Annotated in this window: 29 protein-coding genes; 9 read left to right on the top strand and 20 right to left on the bottom strand. The window is 71.7% G+C overall.

The window, feature by feature from the left end; translation table 11 throughout:
• Positions 1 to 170: 170 nt before the first annotated feature.
• Both ACFYZ8_RS29335 and ACFYZ8_RS29340 read left to right on the top strand, forming a co-directional pair.
• Positions 171 to 713, top strand: a complete 543-nt coding sequence (locus ACFYZ8_RS29335; RefSeq protein WP_388538325.1) for a type 1 glutamine amidotransferase domain-containing protein — start codon at positions 171 to 173, stop codon at positions 711 to 713.
• A complete protein-coding gene (locus ACFYZ8_RS29340) occupies positions 713 to 2,812 on the top strand; it encodes a catalase (RefSeq protein WP_388538323.1) in 2,100 nt (699 codons plus the stop codon). Before ACFYZ8_RS29335 ends, ACFYZ8_RS29340 begins: the two co-directional genes overlap by 1 nt.
• 122 nt (positions 2,813 to 2,934) lie before the next feature.
• Here the strand turns inward: ACFYZ8_RS29340 and ACFYZ8_RS29345 are convergent, their stop codons facing one another.
• Complete coding sequence (locus ACFYZ8_RS29345) at positions 2,935 to 3,216, bottom strand: DUF6158 family protein (protein WP_359036076.1); 282 nt, start codon at positions 3,214 to 3,216, stop codon at positions 2,935 to 2,937.
• Between the two features lie 66 nt (positions 3,217 to 3,282).
• Here ACFYZ8_RS29345 and ACFYZ8_RS29350 point away from each other — a divergent pair, with 66 nt between their 5' ends.
• On the top strand, positions 3,283 to 4,386 hold the full coding sequence (locus ACFYZ8_RS29350; protein WP_388538321.1) for a Vms1/Ankzf1 family peptidyl-tRNA hydrolase: 1,104 nt from the start codon (positions 3,283 to 3,285) through the stop codon (positions 4,384 to 4,386).
• Positions 4,387 to 4,416: 30 nt separating this feature from the next.
• Here the strand turns inward: ACFYZ8_RS29350 and ACFYZ8_RS29355 are convergent, their stop codons facing one another.
• Positions 4,417 to 6,039, bottom strand: a complete 1,623-nt coding sequence (locus ACFYZ8_RS29355; protein ID WP_359036080.1) for an ATP-binding cassette domain-containing protein — start codon at positions 6,037 to 6,039, stop codon at positions 4,417 to 4,419.
• A 176-nt stretch (positions 6,040 to 6,215) separates the two neighbouring features.
• Between ACFYZ8_RS29355 and ACFYZ8_RS29360 the strand changes: the two genes are divergently transcribed.
• Together ACFYZ8_RS29360 and ACFYZ8_RS29365 are read left to right on the top strand one after the other, a co-directional pair.
• The gene (locus tag ACFYZ8_RS29360) at positions 6,216 to 7,049 is read left to right on the top strand and encodes a class I SAM-dependent methyltransferase (RefSeq protein WP_388538318.1); all 834 of its coding nucleotides are present in this window, start codon (positions 6,216 to 6,218) and stop codon (positions 7,047 to 7,049) included.
• 42 nt (positions 7,050 to 7,091) lie between these two features.
• On the top strand, positions 7,092 to 7,262 hold the full coding sequence (locus ACFYZ8_RS29365) for a hydrophobic protein (protein WP_359036084.1): 171 nt from the start codon (positions 7,092 to 7,094) through the stop codon (positions 7,260 to 7,262).
• Between the two features lie 23 nt (positions 7,263 to 7,285).
• Here ACFYZ8_RS29365 and ACFYZ8_RS29370 read toward each other — a convergent pair whose 3' ends face one another.
• The 13 genes from ACFYZ8_RS29370 to ACFYZ8_RS29430 are packed head-to-tail and all read right to left on the bottom strand — an operon-like array spanning position 7,286 to position 17,498.
• Positions 7,286 to 7,570 (bottom strand): gas vesicle protein K, encoded by a 285-nt coding sequence (locus ACFYZ8_RS29370; RefSeq protein WP_359036086.1) that lies wholly within the window; start codon positions 7,568 to 7,570, stop codon positions 7,286 to 7,288.
• Positions 7,567 to 7,755: a gas vesicle protein gene (locus ACFYZ8_RS29375; RefSeq protein WP_037706474.1), complete on the bottom strand. Its 189-nt coding sequence runs from the start codon at positions 7,753 to 7,755 to the stop codon at positions 7,567 to 7,569. The genes ACFYZ8_RS29370 and ACFYZ8_RS29375 overlap by 4 nt, the downstream gene beginning before the upstream one ends.
• Positions 7,752 to 8,522: a GvpL/GvpF family gas vesicle protein gene (locus tag ACFYZ8_RS29380; RefSeq protein ID WP_388538316.1), complete on the bottom strand. Its 771-nt coding sequence runs from the start codon at positions 8,520 to 8,522 to the stop codon at positions 7,752 to 7,754. The genes ACFYZ8_RS29375 and ACFYZ8_RS29380 overlap by 4 nt, the downstream gene beginning before the upstream one ends.
• Positions 8,519 to 8,860, bottom strand: coding sequence for a gas vesicle protein (locus ACFYZ8_RS29385; protein WP_359036091.1), 342 nt, complete (start codon positions 8,858 to 8,860; stop codon positions 8,519 to 8,521). Before ACFYZ8_RS29385 ends, ACFYZ8_RS29380 begins: the two co-directional genes overlap by 4 nt.
• Positions 8,857 to 9,954: an SRPBCC family protein gene (locus tag ACFYZ8_RS29390; protein ID WP_388538314.1), complete on the bottom strand. Its 1,098-nt coding sequence runs from the start codon at positions 9,952 to 9,954 to the stop codon at positions 8,857 to 8,859. The genes ACFYZ8_RS29385 and ACFYZ8_RS29390 overlap by 4 nt, the downstream gene beginning before the upstream one ends.
• Entirely contained in the window at positions 9,954 to 10,712 is a 759-nt protein-coding gene (locus ACFYZ8_RS29395; RefSeq protein WP_388538312.1) for a DNA primase, read from the bottom strand. Before ACFYZ8_RS29395 ends, ACFYZ8_RS29390 begins: the two co-directional genes overlap by 1 nt.
• Positions 10,709 to 10,972, bottom strand: coding sequence for a gas vesicle protein GvpG (locus ACFYZ8_RS29400; RefSeq protein WP_359036097.1), 264 nt, complete (start codon positions 10,970 to 10,972; stop codon positions 10,709 to 10,711). The genes ACFYZ8_RS29395 and ACFYZ8_RS29400 overlap by 4 nt, the downstream gene beginning before the upstream one ends.
• A gap of 7 nt (positions 10,973 to 10,979) precedes the next feature.
• Positions 10,980 to 11,750, bottom strand: coding sequence for a GvpL/GvpF family gas vesicle protein (locus ACFYZ8_RS29405; protein WP_359036099.1), 771 nt, complete (start codon positions 11,748 to 11,750; stop codon positions 10,980 to 10,982).
• A complete protein-coding gene (locus ACFYZ8_RS29410; RefSeq protein ID WP_359036101.1) occupies positions 11,747 to 12,175 on the bottom strand; it encodes a gas vesicle structural protein GvpA in 429 nt (142 codons plus the stop codon). Before ACFYZ8_RS29410 ends, ACFYZ8_RS29405 begins: the two co-directional genes overlap by 4 nt.
• Before the next feature lie 58 nt (positions 12,176 to 12,233).
• Positions 12,234 to 12,602: a gas vesicle protein gene (locus ACFYZ8_RS29415; protein WP_359036103.1), complete on the bottom strand. Its 369-nt coding sequence runs from the start codon at positions 12,600 to 12,602 to the stop codon at positions 12,234 to 12,236.
• A 44-nt stretch (positions 12,603 to 12,646) separates the two neighbouring features.
• Positions 12,647 to 13,579 carry a non-homologous end-joining DNA ligase gene (gene ligD / locus ACFYZ8_RS29420; RefSeq protein ID WP_388538310.1) on the bottom strand — a complete coding sequence of 311 codons (933 nt, stop codon included), beginning with the start codon at positions 13,577 to 13,579 and terminating at the stop codon, positions 12,647 to 12,649.
• The gene (locus tag ACFYZ8_RS29425) at positions 13,576 to 15,423 is read right to left on the bottom strand and encodes a transketolase (RefSeq protein WP_388538308.1); all 1,848 of its coding nucleotides are present in this window, start codon (positions 15,421 to 15,423) and stop codon (positions 13,576 to 13,578) included. Before ACFYZ8_RS29425 ends, ligD begins: the two co-directional genes overlap by 4 nt.
• The gene (locus tag ACFYZ8_RS29430; protein ID WP_388538307.1) at positions 15,420 to 17,498 is read right to left on the bottom strand and encodes an FAD-dependent oxidoreductase; all 2,079 of its coding nucleotides are present in this window, start codon (positions 17,496 to 17,498) and stop codon (positions 15,420 to 15,422) included. Before ACFYZ8_RS29430 ends, ACFYZ8_RS29425 begins: the two co-directional genes overlap by 4 nt.
• A 140-nt stretch (positions 17,499 to 17,638) precedes the next feature.
• On the opposite strand from ACFYZ8_RS29430, the gene ACFYZ8_RS29435 reads away from it, so the two are divergent.
• Both ACFYZ8_RS29435 and ACFYZ8_RS29440 read left to right on the top strand, forming a co-directional pair.
• Positions 17,639 to 18,598 carry an LLM class F420-dependent oxidoreductase gene (locus ACFYZ8_RS29435; protein WP_359036112.1) on the top strand — a complete coding sequence of 320 codons (960 nt, stop codon included), beginning with the start codon at positions 17,639 to 17,641 and terminating at the stop codon, positions 18,596 to 18,598.
• Between the two features lie 3 nt (positions 18,599 to 18,601).
• Positions 18,602 to 19,693, top strand: a complete 1,092-nt coding sequence (locus tag ACFYZ8_RS29440) for an enolase C-terminal domain-like protein (RefSeq protein WP_359036114.1) — start codon at positions 18,602 to 18,604, stop codon at positions 19,691 to 19,693.
• Positions 19,694 to 19,722: 29 nt separating this feature from the next.
• Here ACFYZ8_RS29440 and ACFYZ8_RS29445 read toward each other — a convergent pair whose 3' ends face one another.
• Both ACFYZ8_RS29445 and ACFYZ8_RS29450 read right to left on the bottom strand, forming a co-directional pair.
• Positions 19,723 to 20,739, bottom strand: coding sequence for an SDR family oxidoreductase (locus tag ACFYZ8_RS29445; RefSeq protein WP_388538305.1), 1,017 nt, complete (start codon positions 20,737 to 20,739; stop codon positions 19,723 to 19,725).
• 33 nt (positions 20,740 to 20,772) lie between these two features.
• A complete protein-coding gene (locus ACFYZ8_RS29450; protein ID WP_388538304.1) occupies positions 20,773 to 21,279 on the bottom strand; it encodes a phage holin family protein in 507 nt (168 codons plus the stop codon).
• A gap of 125 nt (positions 21,280 to 21,404) precedes the next feature.
• On the opposite strand from ACFYZ8_RS29450, the gene ACFYZ8_RS29455 reads away from it, so the two are divergent.
• Positions 21,405 to 21,755 carry a VOC family protein gene (locus tag ACFYZ8_RS29455; protein ID WP_359036120.1) on the top strand — a complete coding sequence of 117 codons (351 nt, stop codon included), beginning with the start codon at positions 21,405 to 21,407 and terminating at the stop codon, positions 21,753 to 21,755.
• 7 nt (positions 21,756 to 21,762) lie between these two features.
• Here the strand turns inward: ACFYZ8_RS29455 and ACFYZ8_RS29460 are convergent, their stop codons facing one another.
• Positions 21,763 to 23,682, bottom strand: coding sequence for a DUF5107 domain-containing protein (locus ACFYZ8_RS29460; RefSeq protein ID WP_388538301.1), 1,920 nt, complete (start codon positions 23,680 to 23,682; stop codon positions 21,763 to 21,765).
• Positions 23,683 to 23,722: 40 nt separating this feature from the next.
• Positions 23,723 to 24,622 (bottom strand): arginase family protein, encoded by a 900-nt coding sequence (locus ACFYZ8_RS29465; RefSeq protein WP_388538299.1) that lies wholly within the window; start codon positions 24,620 to 24,622, stop codon positions 23,723 to 23,725.
• 59 nt (positions 24,623 to 24,681) lie between these two features.
• On the opposite strand from ACFYZ8_RS29465, the gene ACFYZ8_RS29470 reads away from it, so the two are divergent.
• Complete coding sequence (locus ACFYZ8_RS29470) at positions 24,682 to 25,029, top strand: DUF6204 family protein (protein ID WP_359035060.1); 348 nt, start codon at positions 24,682 to 24,684, stop codon at positions 25,027 to 25,029.
• Here ACFYZ8_RS29470 and ACFYZ8_RS29475 read toward each other — a convergent pair.
• On the bottom strand, positions 25,001 to 25,588 hold the full coding sequence (locus tag ACFYZ8_RS29475; protein ID WP_388538297.1) for a GNAT family N-acetyltransferase: 588 nt from the start codon (positions 25,586 to 25,588) through the stop codon (positions 25,001 to 25,003). The genes ACFYZ8_RS29470 and ACFYZ8_RS29475 overlap by 29 nt on opposite strands.
• Positions 25,589 to 25,594 lie beyond the last annotated feature (6 nt).

Raw genomic sequence — 25,594 nt, forward strand, 5'->3', positions numbered from 1 at the left:
CGCGTCGCCCGTGGGGGACGTGCGGACGCCACGCCCGGGGACCGCGAGGTCGAGCCGGCCGAGCCGGCCGCCGCGCCGCGCGCGCGGCGATCCGGACGGGTGGCGGCTCGTGCCGCGCCGGCACGTCCCGTGCAAGGAAAGACCCTTCCAGGAAAGGACGTTGATTCATCATGCGCATCGCGTTTCTGACCGCACCCGAGGGCGTCGAGCAGATCGAGCTCACCGATCCGTGGCAGGCGGCGGTGAACGCGGGACACGAGCCCGTGCTCGTGTCGACGAAGCCCGGCACGATCCAGGCGTTCGACCATCTCGACAAGGCGGACACCTTCCCCGTGCAGGAGGTCGTGGGCGAGACGTCCGCGGACTCCTTCGGCGCTCTGGTGCTGCCCGGTGGGGTGGCCAACCCGGACTTCCTGCGGATGGACGAGAAGGCGGTGGCGTTCGTCGCGGACTTCTTCACCCGGGGCAAGCCCGTGGCGGCGATCTGCCACGCCCCCTGGACGCTCGTCGAGGCGGACGTCGTACGGGGCCGGGTGCTGACCTCCTGGCCGAGTCTGCGGACGGACATCCGCAACGCGGGCGGCACCTGGGTGGACGAGCAGGTGAAGGTCTGCGACCACGGCGACAACAAGCTGGTCACCAGCCGCAAGCCGGACGACCTGAAGGCGTTCTGCGAGACGTTCCTGGACGTGTTCGCCAAGGAGGCCGTCTAGTGGACTCCCCCGACCGCAAACAGCGTCAGCGCGAGGACTTCCACGCCGACGACCCGGCCGCCGGGCCGCTCACCACCGACCAGGGCGTCCAGGTGGACCACACCGACGACTCGCTCACGGCCGGTGAGCGCGGTCCGACGCTGATGGAGGACTTCCACTTCCGGGAGAAGCTCACCCGTTTCGACCACGAGCGGATCCCGGAGCGGGTGGTGCACGCGCGGGGCGCGGGCGCGTACGGCTACTTCGAACCGTACGAGTCCTGCGCCGAGTTCACCCGGGCCGCCTTCCTCCAGGACCCGGCGGTCCGCACGCCCGTCTTCGTGCGGTTCTCGACCGTGCAGGGCCCGAAGGGCTCCGCGGACACCGTGCGGGACGTGCGCGGCTTCGCCACCAAGTTCTACACGTCCGAGGGGAACTACGACCTGGTCGGGAACAACTTCCCGGTCTTCTTCATCCAGGACGGCATCAAGTTCCCGGACTTCGTGCACGCGGTGAAGCCGGAGCCGCACAACGACATCCCCACGGGCGCCTCCGCGCACGACACCCTGTGGGACTTCGTGTCGCTGCAGCCGGAGACCCTGCACGCGATCATGTGGCTGATGTCGGACCGGGCGATCCCGCGCAGTTACCGCATGATGCAGGGCTTCGGTGTGCACACCTTCCGGTTCGTGAACGCCGAGGGGCGCGGCACCTTCGTGAAGTTCCACTGGAAGCCGCGGCTGGGCGCGCACTCGCTGGTGTGGGACGAGGCGCAGGAGTGCCAGGGCCGCGACCCGGACTTCAACCGGCGCGACCTGTGGGACGCCATCGAGGCCGGCGAGTACCCGGAGTGGGAACTCGGCGTCCAACTGGTGCCGGAGGAGGACGAGTTCGCCTTCGACTTCGATCTGCTCGACGCCACGAAGCTGATCCCGGAGGAGCAGGTGCCGGTGCGGCCGATCGGCCGGATGGTGCTGGACCGCAACCCGGAGAACTTCTTCGCCGAGACCGAGCAGGTCGCCTTCCACACCGCCAACCTCGTGCCGGGCATCGACTTCACCAACGACCCGCTGCTCCAGGCCCGCAACTTCTCCTATCTGGACACCCAGTTGATCCGTCTGGGCGGGCCGAACTTCTCGCAGCTGCCGGTGAACCGGCCGGTGGCGCCGGTGCGCAACAACCAGCGCGACGGCTACCACCAGAGCACGATCCACCGGGGCACGAACTACTCCCCGAACTCCCTCGGCGGCGGCTGCCCGGCCCACGCCGGCGTCGACGGGGACGCGTTCAGTCACTACACGGAACGCGTGGACGGGCACAAGATCCGGCGGCGCAGCCCGAGCTTCCAGGACCACTACAGCCAGCCCGCGCTGTTCTGGAACAGCATGGCCGACTGGGAGAAGCAGCACATCGTCGAGGCGTTCCGCTTCGAACTGGGGAAGGTGGACGCCCGGGCGGTGCGGGCCCGCACGGTCGAGCACCTGGCGAAGGTGGACGGCGAGCTGGCGACCCGGGTGGCGGGCGGCATCGGCGTACCGGAACCGTCCGGAGGTCAGACGGCGTACAAGCTCTCCTCCCCCGCGCTCAGCCTGGAGGCACTGCGCGGTGACGGCTCCATCCGCACCCGGCGGATCGCGGTCCTCGTCACCGACGGGATCGACGCCGAGCAGGTGACCTCGGTGCGGGAACGGCTGGCCGCCGAGGGCGCGATCGTGGAGGCACTGGCGCCGGCGGACGGAGAGGTGCGCGGTGCCGACGGCGAGCTGTACACGGTCGACCGCGCGCTGCCGACCGTCGCCTCGGTGCTGTACGACGCCGTCCTGCTGCCCGGCGGCCCCGTGGGCACCCCGCCGGCGGCCGCCGACCCGGACGCGACGCGTTTCGTGCGGGACGCCTACCGGCACGGCAAGCCCATCGGCGCGCTCGGCTCGGGCGTCGGCATCCTGTCGTCGCTGGAGCCGGAGGGGCTGCGCCTGTCCAAGGAGTTCCACCGCGTGGAGTCCGACCACGGTGTCGTGACGGAGACGTCTCCGGGTCCGGCGGGCGAGGAGTTCCTGGACGCGTTCGTGGCCGCGATCGCCGCGCACCGGCACTGGGACCGGCTGCCGACGCGCCGCTGACGCGCCCCTTCGGGCACATCACCGGTGGCCTGCTGATCGCGTGATCGGCAGGTCACCGTCCGCTGTCCGGGGGATCTCCCTGTCCGGGCCGGGGGACCTCCCTGTCCGGGGGATTCTCCCGGTCAGTCCAGCGCCGGTGTGGCCGACTCCCCCGACCCGCGCTCCCGCGCGCCCTCACGGGTGCGGCCCGCGGCCACCGTCCGGCGCGGGTGGCGGCGCAGGTACTCGCCCTCGAGCCGGGCCATGCGCTCGTTGTGGGCACTGAGCGCGTCGTTCGAGCCGTGGAGCAGTGTTTCGTGCCGGGTGCGGTGGATCGTCTCCAGCTCTTTCATCAGCTGCTGGTCGTCCAGCCGGCCGGGGTCGACTCCGGTCATGGTGGTGTCCCGCTCGTCGTGTTCGTTCATGCGCTTCGGGTACCCGCCCCGCGAGCAATACCGCACTGCCCCCGAGCGGCATCCGGGAGGGAACCAATGGATCTCGCTTTCCTGCATCCACTCTACGAACATCCGGGCCCCTGGGCCTCCGTGTACGTCGACGCCCCACGCCCCACCGAGGACACGTCCCACGAGCGGCATCTGGCAGCCGTGGCGGTCGCCCGCGAGCTCTCCACCCAGGGGGCCGACGAGGAGACCTGCGTGGCCGTGCGAGAGGCGCTGGAGGAACTGCGGCACTCGTCGCAGCCGCACGGCAGGGCCGTCTTCGCCCGGGCCGGCGAGGTCGTCCTGGACCCGCCGCTGACCAGGTCCCCGGGCGGCAGCCTGGTCCGCTGGGCCCCGCTGCCGCACACCGCGCCCCTGGTCGAGCTGGCCGGCGAGGACCCGCTGTGCGTGGTGGCGTACGTCGACCGCAAGGGCGCCGACTTCGAGGTGCGCGGGGCGCTCGGCCGGCGCGACGCGGGTTCGGTCACCGGCAAGCAGTGGCCCGTCCACCGGACGAGCAGCGCGGACTGGTCGGAACGGCACTTCCAGCTGCGCGTGGAGAACACCTGGGAGCACAACGCGGCCGAGATCGCCGACGCGCTCGCCGTGTGCCAGGAGGAGACCGGCGCCGACCTGCTGATCCTGGTCGGCGACGAGCGGGAGAAGCGGTCGGTGCGCGAGCGGCTGCCCAAGCGGCTGCACGGGCGGGTCGTGGAGGCCGAGCACGGCGCCGGGAGCCGGCTGCTGGACGAGGACGTGGAGCGGGCCCGCGCCGAACACGTACGGCAGCGCGCGGAGCGCGAGCTGGAACGGTTCCTCGCCGCCCGTACGCCGGGCGACGACGGACGTCCTGGGGCCGTGGAGGGCGTGCCCGCGCTGGTCGAGGCGGCGCGTGAGCACCGTATCGACGAGCTGCTCATCCGCCCGGACGGGCCCGACGCACACCAGGAGGTCTGGGTCGGGGAGGACCCGGACCAGCTGGCGGTCCGCCGTACGGAGCTGAAGATCCTCGGCGAGCAGAACTCCTGGTCGGCCCGGGCCGACGACGCGCTGATCAGGTCGGTGGTGGCGACGGGCGCTCCGGCGCTGTCGGTGACCCCGGTGGCCGAGGAGGTCCCGGTGGGCGGCCTGGGCGCACTGCTGCGCTGGGCCTGAGACGCCCCGGAGGGGCCCGGTGACCTGGGGTCACCGGGCCCTTTCCACGCGTCGTTCGTCCCACACCGGCTCCGGTGTCTCGCGCACCTTCCCGTCCGAGCCGAAGACCAGGAACCGGTCGAAGGACCGCGCGAACCAGCGGTCGTGGGTGACCGCGAGGACCGTGCCGTCGAAGGCCTCCAGGCCCTCCTGGAGGGCCTCCGCGGACTCCAGGTCCAGGTTGTCCGTGGGCTCGTCCAGGAGGAGCGCGGTGACGCCCTGGAGCTCCAGGAGGAGGATCTGGAAGCGGGCCTGCTGGCCGCCGGAGAGCCGGTCGAAGCTCTGCTCGGCCTGGCCGGTCAGCTCGTAGCGGCGCAGCCGGGACATCGCGGCGCCCCGGTCCTGGGCGTGCTCCTTCCAGAGGATGTCGAGGAGGGTGCGGCCGAAGAGCTCGGGGTGGGCGTGCGTCTGCGCGAAGTGCCCGGGCACGACCCGCGCGCCCAGCTTCCACTCGCCCGTGTGCGCCACCGTGCCGTCCCCCGCCAGCAGCCGCAGGAAGTGCGACTTGCCGGAGCCGTTGGAGCCGAGCACGGCGACGCGTTCGCCGTAGAAGACCTCCAGGTCGAACGGCTTCATCAGACCGGTCAGCTCAAGTCCCTTGCAGGTGACGGCCCTTACGCCGGTCCGCCCGCCCTTGAGCCGCATGGTGATGTCCTGTTCGCGCGGCGGCTCGGGCGGCGGTCCGGCCTCCTCGAACTTGCGCAGGCGGGTCTGGGCCGCCTGGTAGCGGGAGGACAACTCATGGCTGATGCTGGCCGCCTGACGGAGGTTCAGCACCAGCTTCTTGAGCTGTGCGTGCTTCTCGTCCCAGCGCCGGCGCAACTCCTCGAAGCGGGCGAAGCGTTCGCGCCGCGCCTCGTGATAGGTGGCGAACCCGCCGCCGTGCACCCAGGCGTCCGCCCCGGCGGGCGAGGGTTCCACGGAGACGATCCGCTCGGCGGCCCGCGAGAGCAGCTCCCGGTCGTGGGAGACGAAGAGCACCGTCTTGCGGGTCTCCTTCAGCCGCTCCTCCAGCCAGCGCTTGCCGGGCACGTCGAGGTAGTTGTCCGGCTCGTCGAGCAGCAGCACCTCGTCCGTGCCGCGCAGCAGCGCCTCCAGCACGAGCCGCTTCTGCTCACCGCCGGACAGCGTCCGCACCTGCCGGAACTGCGCCTTGTCGTACGGCACCCCGAGCGCGGCCATGGTGCACATGTCCCACAGCGTCTCCGACTCGTACCCCTGCACCTCGGCCCAGTCGGACAGGGCCTGCGCGTACTTCAGCTGGGCGGCCTCGTCGTCCACGGTCATGATCAGGTGCTCGGCCTTGTCCACGGCCTGCGCGGCCTGACGGATCCGGGGCGGCGCGACCGACACGAGCAGGTCCCGTACGGTCGTCTCGTCCCGTACGGACCCCACGAACTGGCGCATCACACCCAGGCCGCCACTGACGGTGACCGTCCCGCCGTGCGGCTTCAGCTCACCGGAGATCAGCCGCAGCAGGGTCGTCTTCCCGGCCCCGTTGGGCCCGACGAGGGCCACCACGGCCCCCTCCCCCACCCGGAACGACACATCGCCGAGCAGCGCCCTCCCGTCGGGGAGGTAGTACTCGAGGTGTGCGGCTTCCAGATGTCCCATGAGGCCGCATTCTGCGCGCGCCGACGGGAGCAGGGCAAACGCATATCGCCGGGAGGACCCGCCACTCTCCTTCTGATGGCCCGTCAGTCCACATCGCAATACGGGGGTCTCACCATTCGACATGCGGGCGTACGGTTCTGCGTACCGACGGACATGTCGAAAAGGGGAGTTCAGTCATGCCGACACCGCAGGAGAAGCCGCGGGAGACCGCCGTCTACACGCACGGCCACCACGAGTCCGTACTGCGCTCGCACACCTGGCGCACCGCCGCCAACTCGGCGGCCTACCTGCTCGGTTCGCTGAAGCCGCACATGAAGATCCTGGACATCGGCTGCGGGCCGGGCACGATCACCGCGGACCTCGCGGCACTGGTCCCGGACGGGCACGTCACCGGCGTCGACCACGCGCCCGGCATCCTGGACCAGGCGCGCGCCACGGCGGCCGGACGAGGTCTGACGAACGTCGACTTCGCGGTCGCCGACGTGCACGCGCTGGACTTCCCGGACGACACGTTCTGCGTGGTCCACGCCCACCAGGTGCTCCAGCACGTCGGGGACCCGGTGCGGGCGCTGCGCGAGATGCTGCGGGTCACCAAGCCGGGCGGGTACATCGCGGTGCGCGACTCGGACTACGCCGCCATGACCTGGTACCCGGCGTCCGCGGGGCTGGACGACTGGCTGGACCTGTACCGCCGGGTGGCCCGGGCCAACGGCGGTGAGCCGGACGCCGGGCGGCGGCTGAAGTCCTGGGCGCTGCGCGCGGGCCTGACCGACATCACCGCGAGCGCCGGCACCTGGACCTACTCCACCGCCGAGGAGCGGGAGTGGTGGAGCGGGCTGTGGGCGGACCGCACGGTGGCCTCCGCGTACGCGGAGCGGGCCACCGAGGGCGGGCACGCCGACGCCGAGCAGCTGCGGGCCGTCGCCGAGGCGTGGCGGGAGTGGGGCAAGCAGGACGACGGCTGGTTCTGTGTACTGCACGGAGAAATTCTGTGCCGAAAGCGCGCCTGAATCTCCATTTCCGGGATACCCGGAGAACAGGAGGTTCACATCATGGTTGCCATTCTGCTGGTACTGCTTCTGGCGTTGATTCTGTTCGGCGCCGGATTCGCGGTGAAGATTCTCTGGTGGATCGCACTGGCCGTGCTGGTGCTATGGCTCCTGGGATTCCTGGTGCGCGGAACGACGTCGAGCGGCGGCAGGGGGCGCTGGTACAGGTGGTGACGTTCCCCGGACACCACTGACCATCACTGACGGGGAAGCAGCGGTCCCAGCGGCCCGAGGTCCAGGTTCAGGTCCTCGGGCCGCAGTCCGTACCGCTCGCGGAGTTCGGTCATGCGGTCGTCGAGGAGCATCAGCGTGAGCCCGATCCGCTCCTCCTGCTCCTCGCTCAGGTCGCCCTCGTCGAACCGGCGCAGCGCCTGGCGCTCCATGAGCTGCCGCAGCAGCTCCACGACGGTCAGCACGAGCTTGACCAGGTCACGCTCGACCGTGTCGGGCTCCAGGTCCAGCCGGTTGCGTCGGGCCGTCACAACAACTCCTCGAAAGGTGAGGGGACTTGCGCGTTGACCGAGCTGATCAGCGCGTTCAGGTCGATGCGGACGAGGTCGACGTCGGCGATGCGCAGGGTGATGTCCCCCGTGATGACGACCCCGCCGGCCAGCAGCCGGTCGAGGAGGTCGACGAGGGCCACCTCGCGGCGTTCGATGACGGTCACGGCTGTTGTTCCTCCCCCGCGAAGGAATAGGCAGCCCAGGGTCCTGTGAGTTCCACCCGCATTCCCGGGACTTCCCCCTTCGTCCGGTCCACCATTTCCACGAATTCCTCGGATTCGCCGCGCGGCACGAGATAGGCGGCATTCAGCACGTTCTGCCCCGAGGCCCCGGAAAGCGTGGGGTTCTGCGGGGCGTGCAGGCGGGCGTCCTCGGCGTATCCGGAAAGCGTTTCGTGCAGCCGGGTCGCGAATGCCTCCGCCTGCTGCCACATCTCCTCGTGCGACCGCACCCGCTGGCGGCGCCGGCGCAGGTAGTCCCGCCCCGAGACCGGCTTCTCCGACGCCCGGGCGGGCTCCGGGTCGGCCGGGGCCGCCGTCTCGGCGTACACCTTGACGCCCCACTCCACCCGGTCCTGGAGCCGGTCGAGGGTGCGCCGGAAGCTCTCCTCGCGTTCCTCGATCATCACCCGGACCCCGCTGTCGTCGCGGAAGACGGTGCCGAGCCGCAGCGGCAGCGGGGTGGTGACCACGGTGAGCGCGTCGATCACGCTCTGGTGCGCGCGCACGGTCCCGGTCAGCCACTCCAGGTCCTCCAGATGCCTGCGGAGCGGTTCTTCGGCGAAGTCCCGCTCCGGCACATGGCTCACCACGGCCACCAGGCCGTGGTGGTGCAGCAGTCTGGGCGGATCACCGGCCACCCCGGCCAGTTGGGCCTGGAGCGGGGTGCCGAAGGGGCGGCAGACGGCGTACACGTACCGCAGTCCGGTCATGAACTCTCCTCCTCGGCACGGCGGCGGCTGGGCTCCAGCTCCTCCAGGCGCGCGAGCCGTTCACGCAACTCGTTGTTCTCCCGGGTGAGTTCGTCACGGCGGGCGCGGGAGGACAACGCCGGGTCGTCCTCCCACCAGTCGATCCCCATCTCCTTGGCCTTGTCGACCGAGGCGACGATGAGCCGCAGTTTGATGGTCAGCAGCTCGATGTCGAGCAGGTTGATGCGGATGTCTCCCGCGATGACGATGCCTTTGTCCAGCACTCGCTCCAGGATGTCGGCCAGGTTGGCTCCGCTCCCCTGGCCGTAGGGGTCCGGGAGCCGGCTGGGCATGCTCATCGTCGGCTCCCGCCCTCGGCGTACTCGTAGTCCTCTTCCTCTTCTTCCTCGGGCACCTCGTCCTCAGGCAGGTCCTCCTCGGGCTCCTCCTCCTCGTCGTACTCCTCGTACTCGTCCTCCGGCTCGCCCTCTTCCTCGGGCTCGTCCTCGGGCTCGTACTCGGCGTCGGGGCCCTCCTGCTCTTCCTCGTCCTCTTCCTCGGCGCCCTCGGCCTCTTCTTCCTCCGCCACCGCGTCCTCGTGGCTCTTGACGACCTCGCCGTCCTGGATCTCGCCGCGCCAGCCGTCCTCCGCCTCACCCTTGAGGGTGATGAAGCGGGCGAAGTGCTTGAGGTCGAGCCGGGCCCGGCGGCCCTGGGCGCGCCAGATGTTGCCGGTCTTCTCGAAGAGACCCGTGGGGTAGTACTCGATCACCAGCAGGACGCGGGTGAGGTTGTCGGCGAGCTTGTGGAAGGTGACGACACCCTTGGTCGTGCCCTTGGCGCCCTCCGAGGTCCACTGGATCCGCTCGTCGGGAACCTGTTCGGTGGTGGTCGCCTTCCAGCTGCGGCTGGACCAGAAGATCTTCGCCTGCCAGTCGGTGTGGGTGTCGTCGGCGCGGTTCGCGCTCTTGACGCCCTTCGCGAAGGTGGAGAAGTCCTGGTACTGCGTCCACTGGTCGTAGGCGGTGCGCAGGTCCACGCCCACGTCGATGAACTCGATGATCACCGTGGGCTTCTGGCCCGCGCCGCCCTTTTTCTTGCCCTTGCCGCCGCCGAGGTTCTTGAAGGCACCGACCACGCTGTCCTTGGCACGGCCCGCCCCGACCTCCAGCGCGCTGCGCAGCGGTCCCTTGCCCTCGGCGAGCTTGCGGCCACCGTCGAGGGCGAGCTTGGCGAAACCGGGGCTGTTGCCCTCGGCGATGTCGTTGAGCTTGCCGGTGGTCTCGCCCAGCTTGCGGCCGACGCCGACCAGCATGCGCTGGGCCTGCGCGGATACGTACTCCTGCAGCTCGGCCTTGAGCCGGTCGGCGGCCTCGCTGTGGGCCACGTCGGTGAGCGGGTTGTTCTTCGCCTTGTCGGTGGCGTCACGGGCTGATCCGACGGTGTCGGTCATCACTCACCGCCTCCCTTCGGCAGCCGGGACCGGGTGCCTCGGCCGGCTCCCCTGGCCGCGGTCGCCTTCTTGGCGGCCGTCTTCTTCGCGGTGGTCTTCTTGGCCGCGGTCCTCTTGCCGGCCGTGCGGCCCTGGCTCTGCGCCGTCTTCTTGGCGGCCGGCTTGCGGCCGGGCGCCTTCTTGGCGGCCGTCTTCTTGGCGGGGGCCTTCCTGGCGGTCTTCTTCGCCGCGGCCGGAGCCTCGTCCTGCTCGTCCTCGTCCTCGGCTTCGTCGTCCTCGGCTTCGTCGTCCTCGGCCGCCTCGTCCTCGTCGTCCTCGGTCTCGTCCGAGGGCTCCTCGTCGGCCTCGGCCTCCGGGGTCCCAGTCTCCTCCTCCTCGGCCGCCTCGTCCTCCTCGGACTCCTCGTCCTCGTCGTCGGAGAGGCCCGGGACCTCGGGCGCGATGCCCGAGAGCTGGTCGCGGACCTGGGCGGTACGGCCGTGCAGCCGGTCGGCGATGGCGTCGATCTGCCGCTCCACCATGGCACCGGAGGCCGCCTTGCCGACGCCTCGCAGGTCCTCGCGGAGCGTGTCGCCTATCTCCTTGAACTGCGGGTTCTTCAGCAGCTGCTGGGAGACCAGCTCGGCCATCGCCTTCGGCGTCAGATTCAACCGCTTGCCGGCCACGACCGACCCGACGGCGAACGCCAGCTTCAGTTTCTTCGTACGTCCGAGGACGTATCCGGCCCCTATCGCGAGGCCCAGTCCCATTCGGTTCATCGTGTCGTCCCGTCGCCAGTCCCCGCGCCGCCGCGCAGGCCGATCTCCAGTCGTTCGAGGAGTTCGTCCTCCTGTCGGTCGAATTCCTCCTCGTCGATCTCGCCCGCCTCGAGCCGCTCCTCGAGGCGGGCCAGCTCGGCCCGGACCGCCGCCGGGTCGTAGTAGAGGCGCTCTGCTTCGTGCAGCACCTGTTTGATCGCCCAGGCGCTGCCGCGTACCGGGGCGAACGGCAGCAGCAGCACCTCTCCTATGAGACCCACGGCCGCCTCACTCCTCCGCGTGGTCGATGCCGACCGTGGTGCCGGCGGGTTCCGCCGGGCCCGGTTCGACGAAGCTGTACGGCGGCAGCGGGCCGTTGACCCGCAGGTCGAGGTGCGGATGCGCCTTGCGGAGCTCGTCCACCGCCTCCAGGAAGGAAGCGGCCGCGTCGCGCTCCACGAGGAAGGACACGTTGGCGAGCCAGCCCGAGGACTCGGGGCCGACGCTGATCGCCTCGGCGACCGGTTCCAGGGCGCGCTGCACCTCGCCGGCGTCCTCGGCCTCGCGGGCCTTGACCGCCGCCACGACCATCTCGCCGAGCCGGAGGCGGTCGTCGTAACTGCCGCCGCCCGCCTTTCGGTTGGCCTCGGTCATGGCGCGGAGGTCCGGGTTGTCGGACATCACGCGGTGCAGGACGGCCTCTTCGTCGTGCGTGGCCTTGACGTTGTACTCGACCTTGCCGTCGAGGGTGCGCAGGCGCTCCTTGTAGTGCTCCTGGCGTTCCGCGAGCACCCCGGTGACGGTGTCGTCGTCGGGGGCCACGCTGCCGAACCGCATGGGCAGGATGCAGCCGTCCGCGCCCGCCTCGCTCAGCACGTTCTGGTGGGCGAGGAGGTCACGGCGCTTGGGCCGCAGCCCTTCGGGGGCGTCGCTGACGATGGCCGCCAGCTCGCCCGCCTTCAGTACCCGCACCGGCATCGCGGGGTCACCGACGCCGACCAGGTCCTCGGGAACCGTGGGGTGGGAGGCGGCGGTGATGCCGTACACGTACGTGCTCACTCCTGTTCCTCCTTCCTGCGCGATGCCGTGGACTTGCGGGCCCGCGGCCTGGACTCGGTCTGGCCCTCGCCGTCACGCGCCTGCTTGAAGGCGTCGGAGATGGTCTCCGCGGCGCCGGACAGCGCGCCCTTGGACTTGCCGCGGGCGCCGGACTCGGTCATCTCGCCGACCAGGTCGGGCAGGCCGGGGTCCTTGCGCGGGCCGGCCTCCAGGTCCAGCCGGTTGCACGCTTCGGCGAAGCGCAGATATGTGTCGACGCTGGCCACCACGACCCGTACGTCGATCTTCAGGATTTCGATGCCGACCAGGGAGACCCGTACGAACGCGTCGATGACGAGACCCCTGTCGAGGACCAGTTCCAGAACGTCGTAGAGGCCGCTGGAGCCGCCTCCGCCACCGCCCTGTTGTGCCGGGACAACGGTCATGCCGACCGCGCCTCCTTTTCTGTGTGCTGGTGAACGGATGTCTGTACGGCGGGGCGGTCTAACGGCCGCCCTGCCTTTGTGCGTCCGAGCGCCCGCGTTCGTAACGGCGAACGCGCCGATAGCCGGTGAGCTGTCCTTCCGGGTCGAGTTCGACCTGGTAGCTCGCCATCAGGCTCATGGTGTCGGGGACCCGGGACAGCTCGAGAACCTCGATCTCGAGCGCCCAGCCGTCCTCCGTCTGTTCGAAGGACGACACGTTCTCGGCGGTCATACCGGTGAGCTCGGCCAGCTGGGCGCGCGCGTTGCGCAGCACCTCCATGGGCTTGGGCCGCCGGTTATCCGCCACGTTCTCGTCCGTGTCCTCTTCTGTCCCTTTGCGGGATTTCCGTGAATCCTGTGATTCGGATGAGTTTTTTGTGTTCGTCATGGCACCTCTCACCTCGGGTGGCCGCTCGTTCCTTCGCCAAACCTTCAAGAGCGCATCAAGGCGTTCAACCTGCGCCGGGCGGGCCCGAGGGCGCGCCTTTTGGCCATGACCCCGGCCCACGGGTTGGTGCGGGCCTGTTCGACCGCGTCGGCGATGGTCCAGCGGCGGGCGTCCAGGCCCGGGTCGTCCAGCTGGGTCCAGGCCATGGGGGTGGCCACGGGAGCGCCGGGTTTCGCACGTACGGTGAAGGGCGCGACGGCGGTCTGCGCGTAGCCGTTGCGCTGTACGTCCAGGTAGAGGCGGTCGCCGCGGTCCTTCTTGCGGGCGGCGGTGGTGAACCGGCTGGGGTGGCCGGCGACCAGGGTGTCGGCGACGTCCTTGGCGAACCGCCGGACCTCGTCGAAGTCGTGCCGGCCGTCGAGGGGCACGATCACATGCAGGCCGCGCGAGCCGGTCGTCATGAGCGCCGAGGGCAGTTTCAGCTCGTCGAGCAGTTCCCCGAGCAGCCAGGCCGCCTCGTGCACCGCGCCGAACTCGTCGTCCCCGGCCGGGTCGAGGTCGAAGACCATCCGGTCGGGCCGCTCGACGCTCCCGACCCGGGACAGCCAGCGGTGCACAGTCAGGGATGCCTGGTCGGCGAGGTACAGGAGGGTGGCGGTGTCGTCACAGACGGTGTGGCAGACGGTGCCGCCCTCCTTGGGCACCTCGACGCGGCCGATCCACTCCGGGTAGGAGTCCGGGGTGTTCTTCTGCATGAACCGGGGGCCCGCGAGACCGTCCGGATGCCGTTCCAGCATCAGCGGACGGCCCCGCAGGTGCGGCAGCATGAAGGGCGCGACGGACCGGTAGTAGTCGACGAGATCGCCCTTGGTGTACTCCTTTGCGCCGTCGCCGCCGGGGAAGAGCACCTTGTCCGGCCGGTGCACCTCGACGGTGTGCTTGCCCGCCCGCACGGTCCGTACGCCGTCCCCGGTCACGGCACGATCGCCTGCTCCACCAGCAGTCGTGCGGCGGCCGAGATCGACTCGGCGTCGATGCCCGCGGCGTGCAGCTGCTCCTCGGGCGAGGCCGAGCCGGGCATCGTCCGCACGGCGAGGCGCACCAGGCGGGGTACGGGCCGGCCGTCGGTGAAGGCGTCGAGGACGGCGTCGCCGATGCCGCCCTCCTCGTGGTGGTCCTCCACGGTCAGCAGGCAGCCGGTGTCCTCGGCGGCCTGGCGCAGGGTGTCCCGGTCGACGGGCTTGACGGAGTACAGGTCGACGACCCTGACGCGGATGCCCTCCTGGTCCAGCGCCTCGGCGGCCTTGAGCGCCTCGTGCACGGTGACGCCGGCGGCGACGATCGTCAGCCGGTCGCTCTGGGAGAAGCGCAGCACCTTGCTGCCGCCGACCGGGAACTCCTCGTCGGGGCCGTAGATCACCGGGCTCTCACCGCGGCCCGTGCGCAGGTAGCGGATGCCGTCCAGGGCGGCCATCTCGGCGACCAGGCGGGCGGTCTGGTTGGCGTCGCACGGGTACAGCACGGTCGAGCCGTGCACCGACCGCATCATCGCCAGGTCCTCCAGGCCCATCTGGCTGGGCCCGTCCTGCCCGATGGCGACGCCCGCGTGGGAGCCGACGAGGTTGATCCCGGCCCCGCTGATGGAGGCCATGCGCACGAAGTCGTAGGCCCGGGTGAGGAAAGCCGCGAAGGTTCCGGCGTACGGCACCCAGCCGCGCGCGGCGAGCCCGACGGCGGCCGCGACCATCTGCTGCTCGGCGATGTAGCACTCGAAGTAGCGGTCCGGGTGTTCCTTGGCGAAGAGCTCGGTACGGGTCGAGTCACCGACCTCACCGTCGAGGGCGACGACGTCGCCGCGTCCGGTGCCGAGGGCGGTGAGGGCCTGGCCGTAGGCGTCGCGGGTCGCCACGTCCTCACCGGTGTCCCAGCGGGGCAGTTCGAGGTGCCCGGCGCGGACGGCGTGCAGGACGCGGGCGGCCGGCGGCTCCTGCACCTGGACCCGCAGGTCGCGTACGCCGCCGAGCTCCTCGATGGCGTCGTCGGCGTTCTTCAGGGGCTTTCCGTGCAGTCCCTCGCGGTCCTCGATGTCGGCGACGCCCTTGCCCTTGAGGGTGCGGGCGAGGATCGCGGTGGGCTGGCCCTTGGTGGACGCGGCCTCGCCGTAGGCGCGGTCGATGGCGTCCACGTCGTGCCCGTCGATCTCGACGGTGTGCCAGCCGAAGGCCTGGAAGCGGCGGGCGTAGGCGTCCAGGTCGTGGCCGTGCCGGGTGGGTCCGCGCTGGCCGAGCCGGTTGACGTCCACGATCGCGGTGAGGTTGTCGAGGTGCTCGTGGCCCGCCTGCTCGGCCGCCTCCCAGATGGAGCCCTCGGCGAGCTCGCTGTCGCCGCACAGCACCCACACGCGGTAGTCGGCGCGGTCCAGCCGCTTCCCGGACAGCGCGATGCCTACGCCCACCGGCAGTCCCTGACCCAGCGATCCGGTGGCGGTCTCGACCCAGTCGAGCTTGCGCGGGGTGGGGTGTCCTTCGAGGCGGCTGCCCTCCTTGCGGAAGGTCAGCAGCTCCTCGTCGTCGATGACACCGGCCGCCTTGTACGCGGAGTACAGCAGGGGGGAGGCGTGGCCCTTGGACAGCACGAAACGGTCGTTGCCGGGGTGTGCGGGGCGGTCGAAGTCGTAGCGGAAGTGGTTGGCGAGGAGTACGGCCATCAGGTCGGCGGCGGACATCGAGGAGGTCGGGTGCCCGGAGCCGGCCGCCCCTGCGGCGCGCACACTGTCCACGCGCAACTGCTGGCCGAGTTCGACGAGTTCACCGGTGTTCATGAGTCTCCTTCCGCGGGGTCCGCGTCGGTTCGCTTGACGGGGCCGGGGGTTCGGCCCGGCTCACCGCCCGGTTGGTTCCTGGCGGGTTCACCGCCGGGTTGGTTCTTGGCGGGCTCGGGGGTGGGCTGGTTCTTCGCCGGTTCGCCGCGGGGCTGGCTCTTGGCGGACTCGGGGGTGGGCTGGTTCTTCGCCGGTTCGCCGCCGGGCTGATTCTTGGCGGGCTCGGGGGTGGGCTGGTTCTTCGCCGGTTCGCCGCCGGGCCGGTTGCTCGCCTGCTCGGGCGTCTGCCCCTCGGGCGTCGACCGCTCGGGCGTCGACCGCTCGGGCGTCTGCCCCTCGGGCAACTCCTGCTCGGCCGTCTGCCGTTCACGCGTCTGCCGCTCGGACAGCCCCTGGTCGGGCGCCCGGCGTTCAGGCGTCCGCGACCCGGCCGACTGCCGCTCGGGCGGTTCCTGCTCGGGTGAGGCCACCTCGCGCGCCTTCGCCTCCGCGATCACCGCCTCACCCGCGCTCGCCACGACGGCCGGCTCCCCCGCACCGGCCTCACCGGCCACGGGCTCCTCCGGCCGGGCCCTGCCGCCCACGGCCCCGCCCCGCACGGCCTGCTCAGGCGACCCGGGCTCGGCCACCTCGCGCAGCGCACCCGCACGCGCCTCGCCCGCCGGCTCCTCCCGCTCGGGCGACTCCCCCGGCCCACCCCCCGGCAACGTCTCCTCCTCGGTCGCCGCCCCGGGGCCGGAGCGCGCGTCGGCCTCCTGCCGGGGCCGCGGTCGGCCCGGGACCCGGGCCAGCTCCGGCGAGGCCGTGTCCAGCGGTACCGACCAGGACCGTACGAGGCCCAACTGCACTGCTTGGCGCGGGAGTACGGCGTCCAGGAGCCAGTCGGCGGCGACCCGGACGCGGTTGCCCGGCATCGCGGCGAGGTGGTAGCCGCGGGTGACGGCACCGGCCGCGAGGCCGGACAGCGGGACGCCCAGCGGGTTGGCGGCGGCCTTGGCGCCGCCGAGGTCGACGACGAAGCCGAGGTCCCGGTGTTCGTAGGGGCGGCGCACACCGGCCCCCAGCGAGGCGGCGACGTTGAGGGCCGCGGTACGGCCCTGCCGCCAGGCGTGCTGCGCCGTCATCGGCGTGTACTGCCCCGGGTTCTCCAGATCGGGCACCGCGGCCGCGTCACCGCACGCGAACACCTCGGGCCTGCCCGGCACTTGAAGGTTCGGGTCGACGAGCAGCCGGCCGCGCTCCATGGGCAGTCCGAGCGACTCGGCGAGCGGATCGGGCCGTACGCCCACGCACCACACCAGCGACCGCGTCGCGACGAACTCGCCGTCGGTCAGCAGCACTCCGTCGGGCGTGGCCTCCTTCACGGACGTACCCATCCGTACCTCCACGCCGCGTTCCCTGAGGGTGCGGTCGGCGGTGCGGGACAGATGCGGGTCGAGCTCGGGCAGGACCCGTTCGGCCACGTCGAGGAGGATCCAGCGCGGCCTCATCCCCTGCCGCAGCGGGTGCCTGCGCACCTGCGCGTCGGTGAACAGCTGCCCGTGCGCGGCGACCTCGGTGCCCGTGTAGCCCGCGCCGACCACGACGAAGGTGCACCGGGCGGCGCAGGTCTCCGGGTCGTCGGCGGCCGCGGCGAGCTCCACCTGCCGGGTCACGTGGTCGCGCAGGTACAGCGCCTCGGGAAGGCCCCGGAAGCCGTGCGCGTGCTCGGCGACGCCGGGGATGGGCAGCAGTTTGTTGACGCTCCCGGCGGCCAGCACCAGCCGGTCGTAGCCGAGGGTGCCGCGGCCGCCCTCGGGGCCGGTGTACTGGACGGTGCGTGCGTCCAGGTCGATGCCGTCGGCCTCGCCGAGCACCAGCCGCACCCGCGGCAGCGTGTCGGAGAGGGAGACGGTCACCCGCCGGGGCTCCAGGACACCGGCGGCGACCTGGGGCAGCAGGGGCAGGTACAGGAAGTAGTCGGTCGGGTTGAGCAGGGTGATGTCGGCCTTGCCGCGGGCCTTTCGGGACAGTTCCTTGGCCGTCCGGTACCCGGCGAAGCCGGCACCGACGATCACTATGCGGGGTCGACTCACGGTTCGCCTCCGGGGCTGTCGCGTACCTCGGGAGCCTTCCGCGTCCCCCTGGCCGGAGCACCCAAACGCCGGTTTCCGTACGGGCCGCCGGGTACTCGGAGGAGGCCCCTCTCATCACGGAACCGCCGGAGGTACCCCCCATGCCCGAATACGGCTACTTCCTGTCGTGCGAGGAGTTCGCTCCCGCGGACCTCGTCGAACAGGCGCGGATGGCCGAGCAGGCGGGCTTCAGCTCGCTGTGGATCTCCGACCACTACCACCCGTGGAACGACGCCCAGGGCCAGAGCCCCTTCGTGTGGTCGGTGATCGGCGCGCTCTCGGAGGCGGTGTCCCTGCCGATCGAGACGGCCGTGACCTGCCCGACCGTGCGGATCCACCCGGCGGTGGTGGCGCAGGCCGCGGCGACCTCGGCCGTGATGACGAACGGCCGCTTCCGCCTCGGCGTCGGCTCCGGCGAGGCCCTCAACGAGCACGTGCTCGGCCATGTCTGGCCGCCCGCGCACATCCGCCTGGAGATGCTGGAGGAGTCGATCCAGGTGATGCGCCGCCTCTTCACGGGCGAGGAGGTCAACCACCACGGCACGCACTACACCGTCGAGAACGCCCGCCTGTACACGGTCCCCGACGAGCCCGTCCCGATCGACATCTCCGGCTTCGGCCCCGCGGCCACGGCGCTCGCGTCCCGGGTCGGCGACGGCTTCATCACGATGACGCCGGACGAGTCGATGGTGGAGCAGTTCCGCAAGGGCGGCGGGGCCGGAAAACCGGTCATCGGCGGCACGAAGGTCTGCTATGGCACCGACCGCGACGAGTGCGTCCGTACGGTCCGCAAGCTGTGGTTCAACCAGTTCCTGCCCGGCGAGATGGCCCAGATCCTGCCCTCGCCGCGCCATTTCGAGCAGCTGGGACCGCTGGTCACCGACGAGATGGTGAGCGAGAAGGCGGTGTGCGGGGACGACGTCGACGAGCACGTCTCCGCGCTGAGCGCCTTCGCCGACGCGGGCTTCGACCGGGTCTACGTGAACCAGATCGGCCCCGACCAGCGCGCCTTCTTCGACTTCTACCGTACGAAGGTGCTGCCCCAGCTCCAGCAGGGGTGAGCGATGAAACTGCACCGCCCGGTCGTCTCGGTGTACACGGTGCCGACCGACGCCCCGGAGGCCGACGGCACGCTCGCCTGGGACACCACCACCATGGTGATCGCCGAGGTGACGACGGGCGAGGAGACCGGCACCGGCTGGACCTACGGCCCGGCCGCGGTCGGTGACTTCCTCACCGAGCAGCTCGGGCCGCTGGTCGAGGGCCGCGGCCCGATGGACATCCCGGCGCTGCACGACGCGATGTGCCGGTCGGTCCGCAACGCGGGCCGGCCGGGCATCGCGGCCTGCGCGATCTCGGCCCTGGACATCGCCCTGTGGGACCTGAAGGCCCGCCTCCTGGAACTCCCGCTGGCACGCCTGCTCGGCGTCGCCCGCGAACACGTTCCCGTCTACGGCAGCGGCGGCTTCACGACGTACCACGACACGCATCTGGCCGCGCAGCTCAACGGCTGGGTGCACGGGCAGGGCATCCCCCGCGTCAAGGTGAAGATCGGCGAGAGCTGGGGCCGCGCGGTTGCCCGCGACCTGTCCCGGGTCCGCACGGCGCGTGAAGTCATCGGCCCGGACGCGGAGTTGTACGTCGACGCGAACGGGGCGTACACCCGCAAGCAGGCGGTGCGGGTGGGCAACGCCCTGGCGGAACTCGGCGTCGGCTGGTTCGAGGAGCCGGTGTCCTCGGACGACCTGACCGGTCTGCGCCTGGTCCGTGACGCGCTGGTCTGTGATGTCACGGCCGGCGAGTACGGCTACGACCTGCCGTACTTCGCCCGCATGATCGCGGCCGGCGCGGTGGACTGTCTCCAGGTGGACGCGACCCGCTGCGGCGGGGTGACGGAGTTCCTGCGCGCGGCGGCGCTGGCCCAGGCCCACGGCCTGGAGGTCTCCACCCACTGCGCCCCGCACGCCCATGCTGCCGCGGCGGCCGCGATTCCCAACCTCCGCCACATCGAGTGGTTCCACGACCACGTCCGGATCGAGGACATGTTCTTCGCCGGGGCCCTGGACCCCACGGGAGGCACGGTCCGCCCGGTGGCGGGGGTGGGCCACGGTCTGACGCTGCGGACGGAGGAGGTGGAGGAGTACCGGGTGGCCTGAAGTCCGGCGCCCCGGTGCTCCCCCGCCGCTCAGCCCCGGCGCCGCAGACCGGAGGTCACCGCGATGCCCAGCCCGCCGGCCGCGGCGGCCACGAGCCCCTTGCCCACGCGGGCGCGGTTGCGGGAGACCCAGTCCTGCGGGCTCTTGGACACGGCCTCCTCGTCGAACCGCCCGTGCGCCCCGAAGTCCCGCCCGTGCGGCCCGTCCATGGGAGCCCACAGGTTCCCGGGACCGCCGTGCTCGCCCTCTTCCTGCTGTGCCTCGAAGTTGGTGCGGGCGAGGTAGCGGTCCAGCACCCCCGGCGCGATCGCGTTGGCGATGAGCGTGGCCGCCGTGGATCCGCCGACCCAGTACTCCCGCCGCCGCGCGTGGAAGGCCGCGTGGACGACCGCGCGGGCGGCGACCTCCGGCTGGTAGACCGGCGCGACCGGACGGGCCTTCCCGGGCATCCGGTTCAACACCCAGTCGAACTGGGGTGTGTTGAGGCCCGGCATCTGCACCATCGTGGTACGGACTCCGGTGCCCGAGTGGAGCAGCTCGCACCGCAGGGACTCGTTGAAGCCCTGGATGGCGTGCTTGGCCCCGCAGTACGCCGACTGCAAGGGGATGCCCCGGTAGGCCAGCGCGGACCCCACCTGCACGATCGTGCCGCGGTCCCGCGGCAGCATGTGGTGGAGGGCGGCCCGGGTGCCGAACACATAGCCCAGGTACGTCACTTCGGTCACCCGCCGGAACTCGTCCGGGGTGATCTCCGTGAACGGGGCGAAGACCCCGGTGAAGGCGTTGTTGACCCAGACGTCGATGTGTCCGAAGGCGTCGACGACCTGCTGGGCCGCGTCGTCGACGGCCTTGGCGTCGGACATGTCGACGCTCACGACGAGCGCCTCACCGCCCGCCCGCTGCACCTCGTCGGCGGCGGCCGCGAGGCCTTCGCGGCCCCGGGCCAGCAGGGCGACCCGGGCCCCGCGTTCGGCGAAGGCACGGGCCGTGGCCCGTCCCACGCCGCCGCTGGCCCCGGTCACCACGACGACCTTGCCGTGCTTCACGCGCGCTTCCTTCCCTGCCTCGCGCACCACGCGTCAGGCCCGGTGGTGCGGCTGCTCGGTGTCGGTGTCGCCCGGCCGCGGCGCCGTGCCGGACTCCGGGGTGCCGGGTGTCCCGGGGGCGACCGGCGGCATGGGCGGATACGGCGTCCCGAGCCCGCTCGGCGGCGCGGCCACCGGTGTCACCCCGCCGGCGGCCTCGCCCTGTGCGGCCGCCGTCCGCGCCTCGTGCCCGGCCGTGGGCCGGGACGCGCCGGGCCTGGCGGCACCGCGCAGCACATAGGCCACGGCTCCCAGGATCGCGGCGGTGATCAGCGCGGCGGCCCAGTCGGGCAGCCCGAGGGCGAGGGCGAGGCCCACGGCGAGTGCCAGGGCCGCTCCCGCGTACAGCGCGACGGCTCCGGACGCGGCGTAGAGCATGGCCGTACGGCGCTGCTTGCGCGTCTGCTCGCGCAGCTCCTCCCGTACGGTCTCGCGCGCCACCTGCGCCAGCTCGTCGACCAGATGCTTGTCCAGATGCTCCAGGTGATCCAAGCGCTCCATGGCCGCCGGGTACCCGTACGGGAGTGCGCGTAACGCCACGCCATCTGTGCGGTGCGGGCGGCCGGGCCGGGAGGATCGCGTGAAACGATCTCCGCGGCTCGGCCGCCGCAATTAGGCTCGTCCGCATGGACATTCTGGGAACCACGCTGCGTGTCTGTGTCGACGATCTGGAGGCCGCGGTCGTCTTCTACGAACGGCTGGCGGGCGCGACGGCTCTCCGTTTCGAGCGCGGCGGCGTCCAGGTGGCAGCGGTGGGCTGCTTCCTGCTGATGAGCGGCCCCGAGGCCGAGCTGGAGGTGCTGCGCAAGGTCGCGGCGACCATCGCGGTGAAGGACGTCGACGAGGCCAACCAGCTGCTCACCGACCTGGGCGCCCGGGTCATCGCGGGCCCGGTGCCCACGCCGGTGGGCCGCAACCTGATCGCGATGCACCCGGACGGCGTGGTGTACGAGTACGTGGACCGCAACGTCACCTAGGGCCTGCTCACGTCCGCGGCCGCATCCGGAAGTCGTGGCGCGGTGGAAGCGGTTCGTCGCTGAGGCGGCTCCACAGGTCGCCGATCGCCTCGGCGCCCTCCCGCAGGTCGGCGACCTCGAAGCCCTCGTCGAAGACGGCCCGGGCCGCCTCGGGCCGTCCCTCGGCGAGCAGCAGCCGGGCCTCGATCAGCCGGAACCGGCCGCGCGCCCGGATCGCCGGGTACAGCCGCTCCCACACGGAACGCGCCTCGGCCGTACGCCCTGCCGCGAGCAGCGCCTCCAGCGTCTCGCGGGCGAGCGCGGCGGTGGCCGCCGTCCACGACTCCCCGTCGTCACGCCGCTCCTGGCACAGGTCGTCGAAGGCCTCGGCGTACCGCTCGGCGGCCCGCTCGCGGTTGCCGGTCTCCTGGTCGGCGACGGCGAGACAGCGCAGCAACGGCCAGCGGGACGGCGCCAGTTCGAGCCCCCGCTCCCAGCTGCGCACCGCCTGCGCGCGGTCACCGGAGTGCCACTGGGCCACTCCCAGGTGGTACTCGGTGAGCGGGGTGGCGGGCGCGGTCTCCAGCATGTCCCGCCAGTGCGGGGCGACCAGCGTCTCGCCGGGCGGCCGAACCCGGCGCGGTTCGGGGAAGGACCCGGCTCGCAGCAGCTCCAGCCAGGGCGCCTGCGCCTCCCCCAGGGTGCTCTCGTCGAACGGGGTGCCGGGCAACTTCCAGTCGGCGCGCAGCACTTCGAGGGCGCCCCAGCCCGACCCGACGGCCAGCGTCTCGCCGGGTTCGGTGTCGGCGTACGGCTTCCAGGCGGCGTGGGCCGCGTCGACGGCGGCACGCGGCAGTACGGCCTCCAGGCGCGTCTCCGCCTCCGTCGGCACCGGCGTGGCCTCCAAGGCCCCGTACGCCTCCAGCCACGTCACCTCGCTCTCCGGTTCCAGCCGGACGTGCTCCAGCTGGGTGCGGGCGAGGCCGGCCTGGATCTCGCAGTAGCCGCCGATGCCGGGTTCGGTGAGCCACTCCTGCCAGCGCCGGCCGCCGCTGCCGGTGCCCCACACGAACAGCTTGCGGCCCCGCAGGACGTCGGTGGAGGTCTGCACCAGGCCGTGGCTGTCGGGGTCGAGGGCGGCGATCCAGCGGCGCCGGGTGTCGGGCAGGTCGTAGAAGTAGTCGGCGGCGTAGGGGGTGTCGAGGGGGTCCGGCGGGACGGGCACCGGGCGCAGGTGACGCTCGTGGCCGAACTGCCAGGCCTCCTCGGCGGGGGCGAGCACCCTTCGCCCCTCGGGCACGGCGGTGTTCGACCACCAGTAGCCCGGTACCGGCCGCTCGTGCGGATTGCGGATCCGCACCCCGACGTAGAGGAAGTCCGACCGCTCCGGCAGCCACAGGTCCACCTGGAAGGGCAGGTCGCGCAGTCGCTCCCACTCCCACAGGCGGAGCATCTCCCCGCCGTCCGGAGCGGGTACGCGAGCCGCGTGCAGGGGCGCGCAGGACAGAGTGGTGTGGCCGGTGGCGCCGATGTTCCACTCGATGCCGCCGGAGAACCAGGCGCCGTTCAGCGCGAAGTTCGCGGGCTGGAACACCGGGTTGCGGTACAGGAGTTCACGCCAGGTCGGCTTGTGGAAGAGGGAGGCGACCCGGCCGCCGAGACCGGGGAGGACGGTGACGGTGAGCCGGTCGTTCTCGATCACGATGGTCTCGAACCGGCGGGGTGCGCGCTCTCTGCCGTAGCCGTCCCGGACACGGACCGGCAGCAGGCTGTGCAGCGGCCCGTAGCCCGCCTGCCGGGCCATGTCCCGGGGCAGGTCGTCCCGGTCCCGTACGTCGACGCGGTGGACCTCGTGCGGGAGCCGCAGCGGGGGCAGCGGGTTGTCGGGGCCCAGCTGTGCGGCGGGCAGGGTGAGTACGTCTCGCCGGATCGTCGTCACGATCACCATGGAAACCGCTCGGCGGGGAGTCGGCCAGGGGAGCCGCCGGTCAGGATTGTGCAAAGGCGTCCACGACGATGTCGGTGAGCAGCGCGCCCGCCGTTCCCTCGGGGTCGAGATCGGGGTCGTAGATGGTGATGTTGAGTCCGACGCAGGAGGGGGAGGCGAGCAACGGCCGTAGCAGCGCGAGGAGTTCGGCGGGCAGGAGGCCCTCCGGGTCCGGGCTGTCGACGGCGGGCATGACGGACGGGTCGAGGACGTCGGCGTCCAGGTGCACCCAGAAGCCGTCGATCTCCGGGGTCTCGAAGGCCTGGGCGGTGGCGCGGGCGAGGGCGTCGGCGCCCCACTCCCGGAGGTCGCCGACGGTCACGACCGGGATCTTCAGGGCGGCGAGTTCGGCCCGGTCCTCCTCGAACGCGTCACGGATCCCGAAGAACCGCACGTCCTCGTCGCGCAGGTAGGGCTTCAGCCCCTCCAGGTCCGTGAGATCCTCCTGCCCCCGCCCGGTGCCGAGCGCGACCTCCTCGCCGCCCGCCGCGCCGATCCGGTCGGAGTTGCCGGGGTGCCGGAAGTCCGGCGAGGCGTCGATCGCGGCCAGCCCGTAGCGCCCGACGCGGCGCAGGGCGAGGGAGGCGCCGAGCTGGATGGAGCAGTCGCCGCCGAGGACGACGGGGAAGTCCCCGGCGCGCACATGGCGCTCGATCCGGTCGGCGAGCTTGACGGTGTACGCGGCGATCGCGGCGGCGTTGAAGACGCCGTCGCCCTCCTGCCAGTCCCCGCGGTCGTAGCGCGGCGGCACCACCACCCCGCCCTCCAGGGCGCGCAGCCTCTGCACGATCCGCTGCTCGCGCAGGGCGCCGGCGAGCTTGTAGCAGCCGGGCACGGTGCCGGGGGCGGGCGGACGCAGGCCGAGGTTGGAGGGGGCGTCCAGCACGACGAAATTCCGCATGCGGATCATCCTCGCCGACGTACAGTCGACCGTCCACGGAGATGCGCGAGGGAGCGACAGTGAGTGAGCAGCACACCTACCGGGTGATCGTGCGCGGCACATGGGAGGGGCTCACCGAGGAGGCCCGCGCCCGGCTGCTCGCCGAGGCGGCGGACCACTCCCTGGCGAGCATGCGGTTCTCCGAGGAGGGCTCGCTGTCGTACGAGCCGGCTCCGCTGAAGCACTTCTCGATGCGGTACGTGGTGGTGTCGGACGCGGCGGACGGCGAGGAGATGGCGGGCGCGATCGCCGAGGACCGCGCGGAGACGGCGCTCCGGGAGCTCGGCTACGGCTTCAGGGACCTGAAGTCGACGGTCACGGACCTCGACACCATGAAGATCAACCGGAAGCCCGCATCTCGGCGGTGATCGCCCAGCGCTCGTGGTCCCGCCACTCCCCGTCGATGTAGAGCATCTTCGGGGAGAACCCTTCGAGGCGGAAGCCGCAGCTGCGGGCGAGGGCGAGGGAGGCGGTGTTGCGGGGCTGCGCGTTGATCTCCAGGCGGTGCAGCCGCATCGGCCCGAAGGCATGATCGATGACGAGGTTCAGCCCCTCGCGCATGAGCCCGCGCCCGGCGGCGTGCGCGAAGGCGCCGTAGCCGAGGGCCCCGCACCGGAATCCGCCCTCGACGATGTTGTTGATGTTGATGAACCCGGCGATGCCCCCGCCGCCCCGCTCCTCCTCCTTCTGCCCGCTCTTCTCCCCGTTCTTCTCGCACACCAGGAATCCGGCCTTGGTCCGGTCCTCGATCAGCCGGCCGGCATACGCGAGATACGCGCTCTCGCTGTCCGGCGGGAACAGCCACGGCTGGTGCAGTTCCTTGCTCTCCCTGGCCCGCGCGGTGAACTCGGCAGCGTCCTCGTAGGTGAAGTGACGAATACCGACGCGGGGGCCTTCGGCGAGATAGCGGGACGCGGTGTGCGGCATCCCGCC

Source organism: Streptomyces sp. NPDC001668 (assembly GCF_042893155.1).
In the GTDB taxonomy this organism is placed as follows: Bacteria; Actinomycetota; Actinomycetes; order Streptomycetales; family Streptomycetaceae; genus Streptomyces.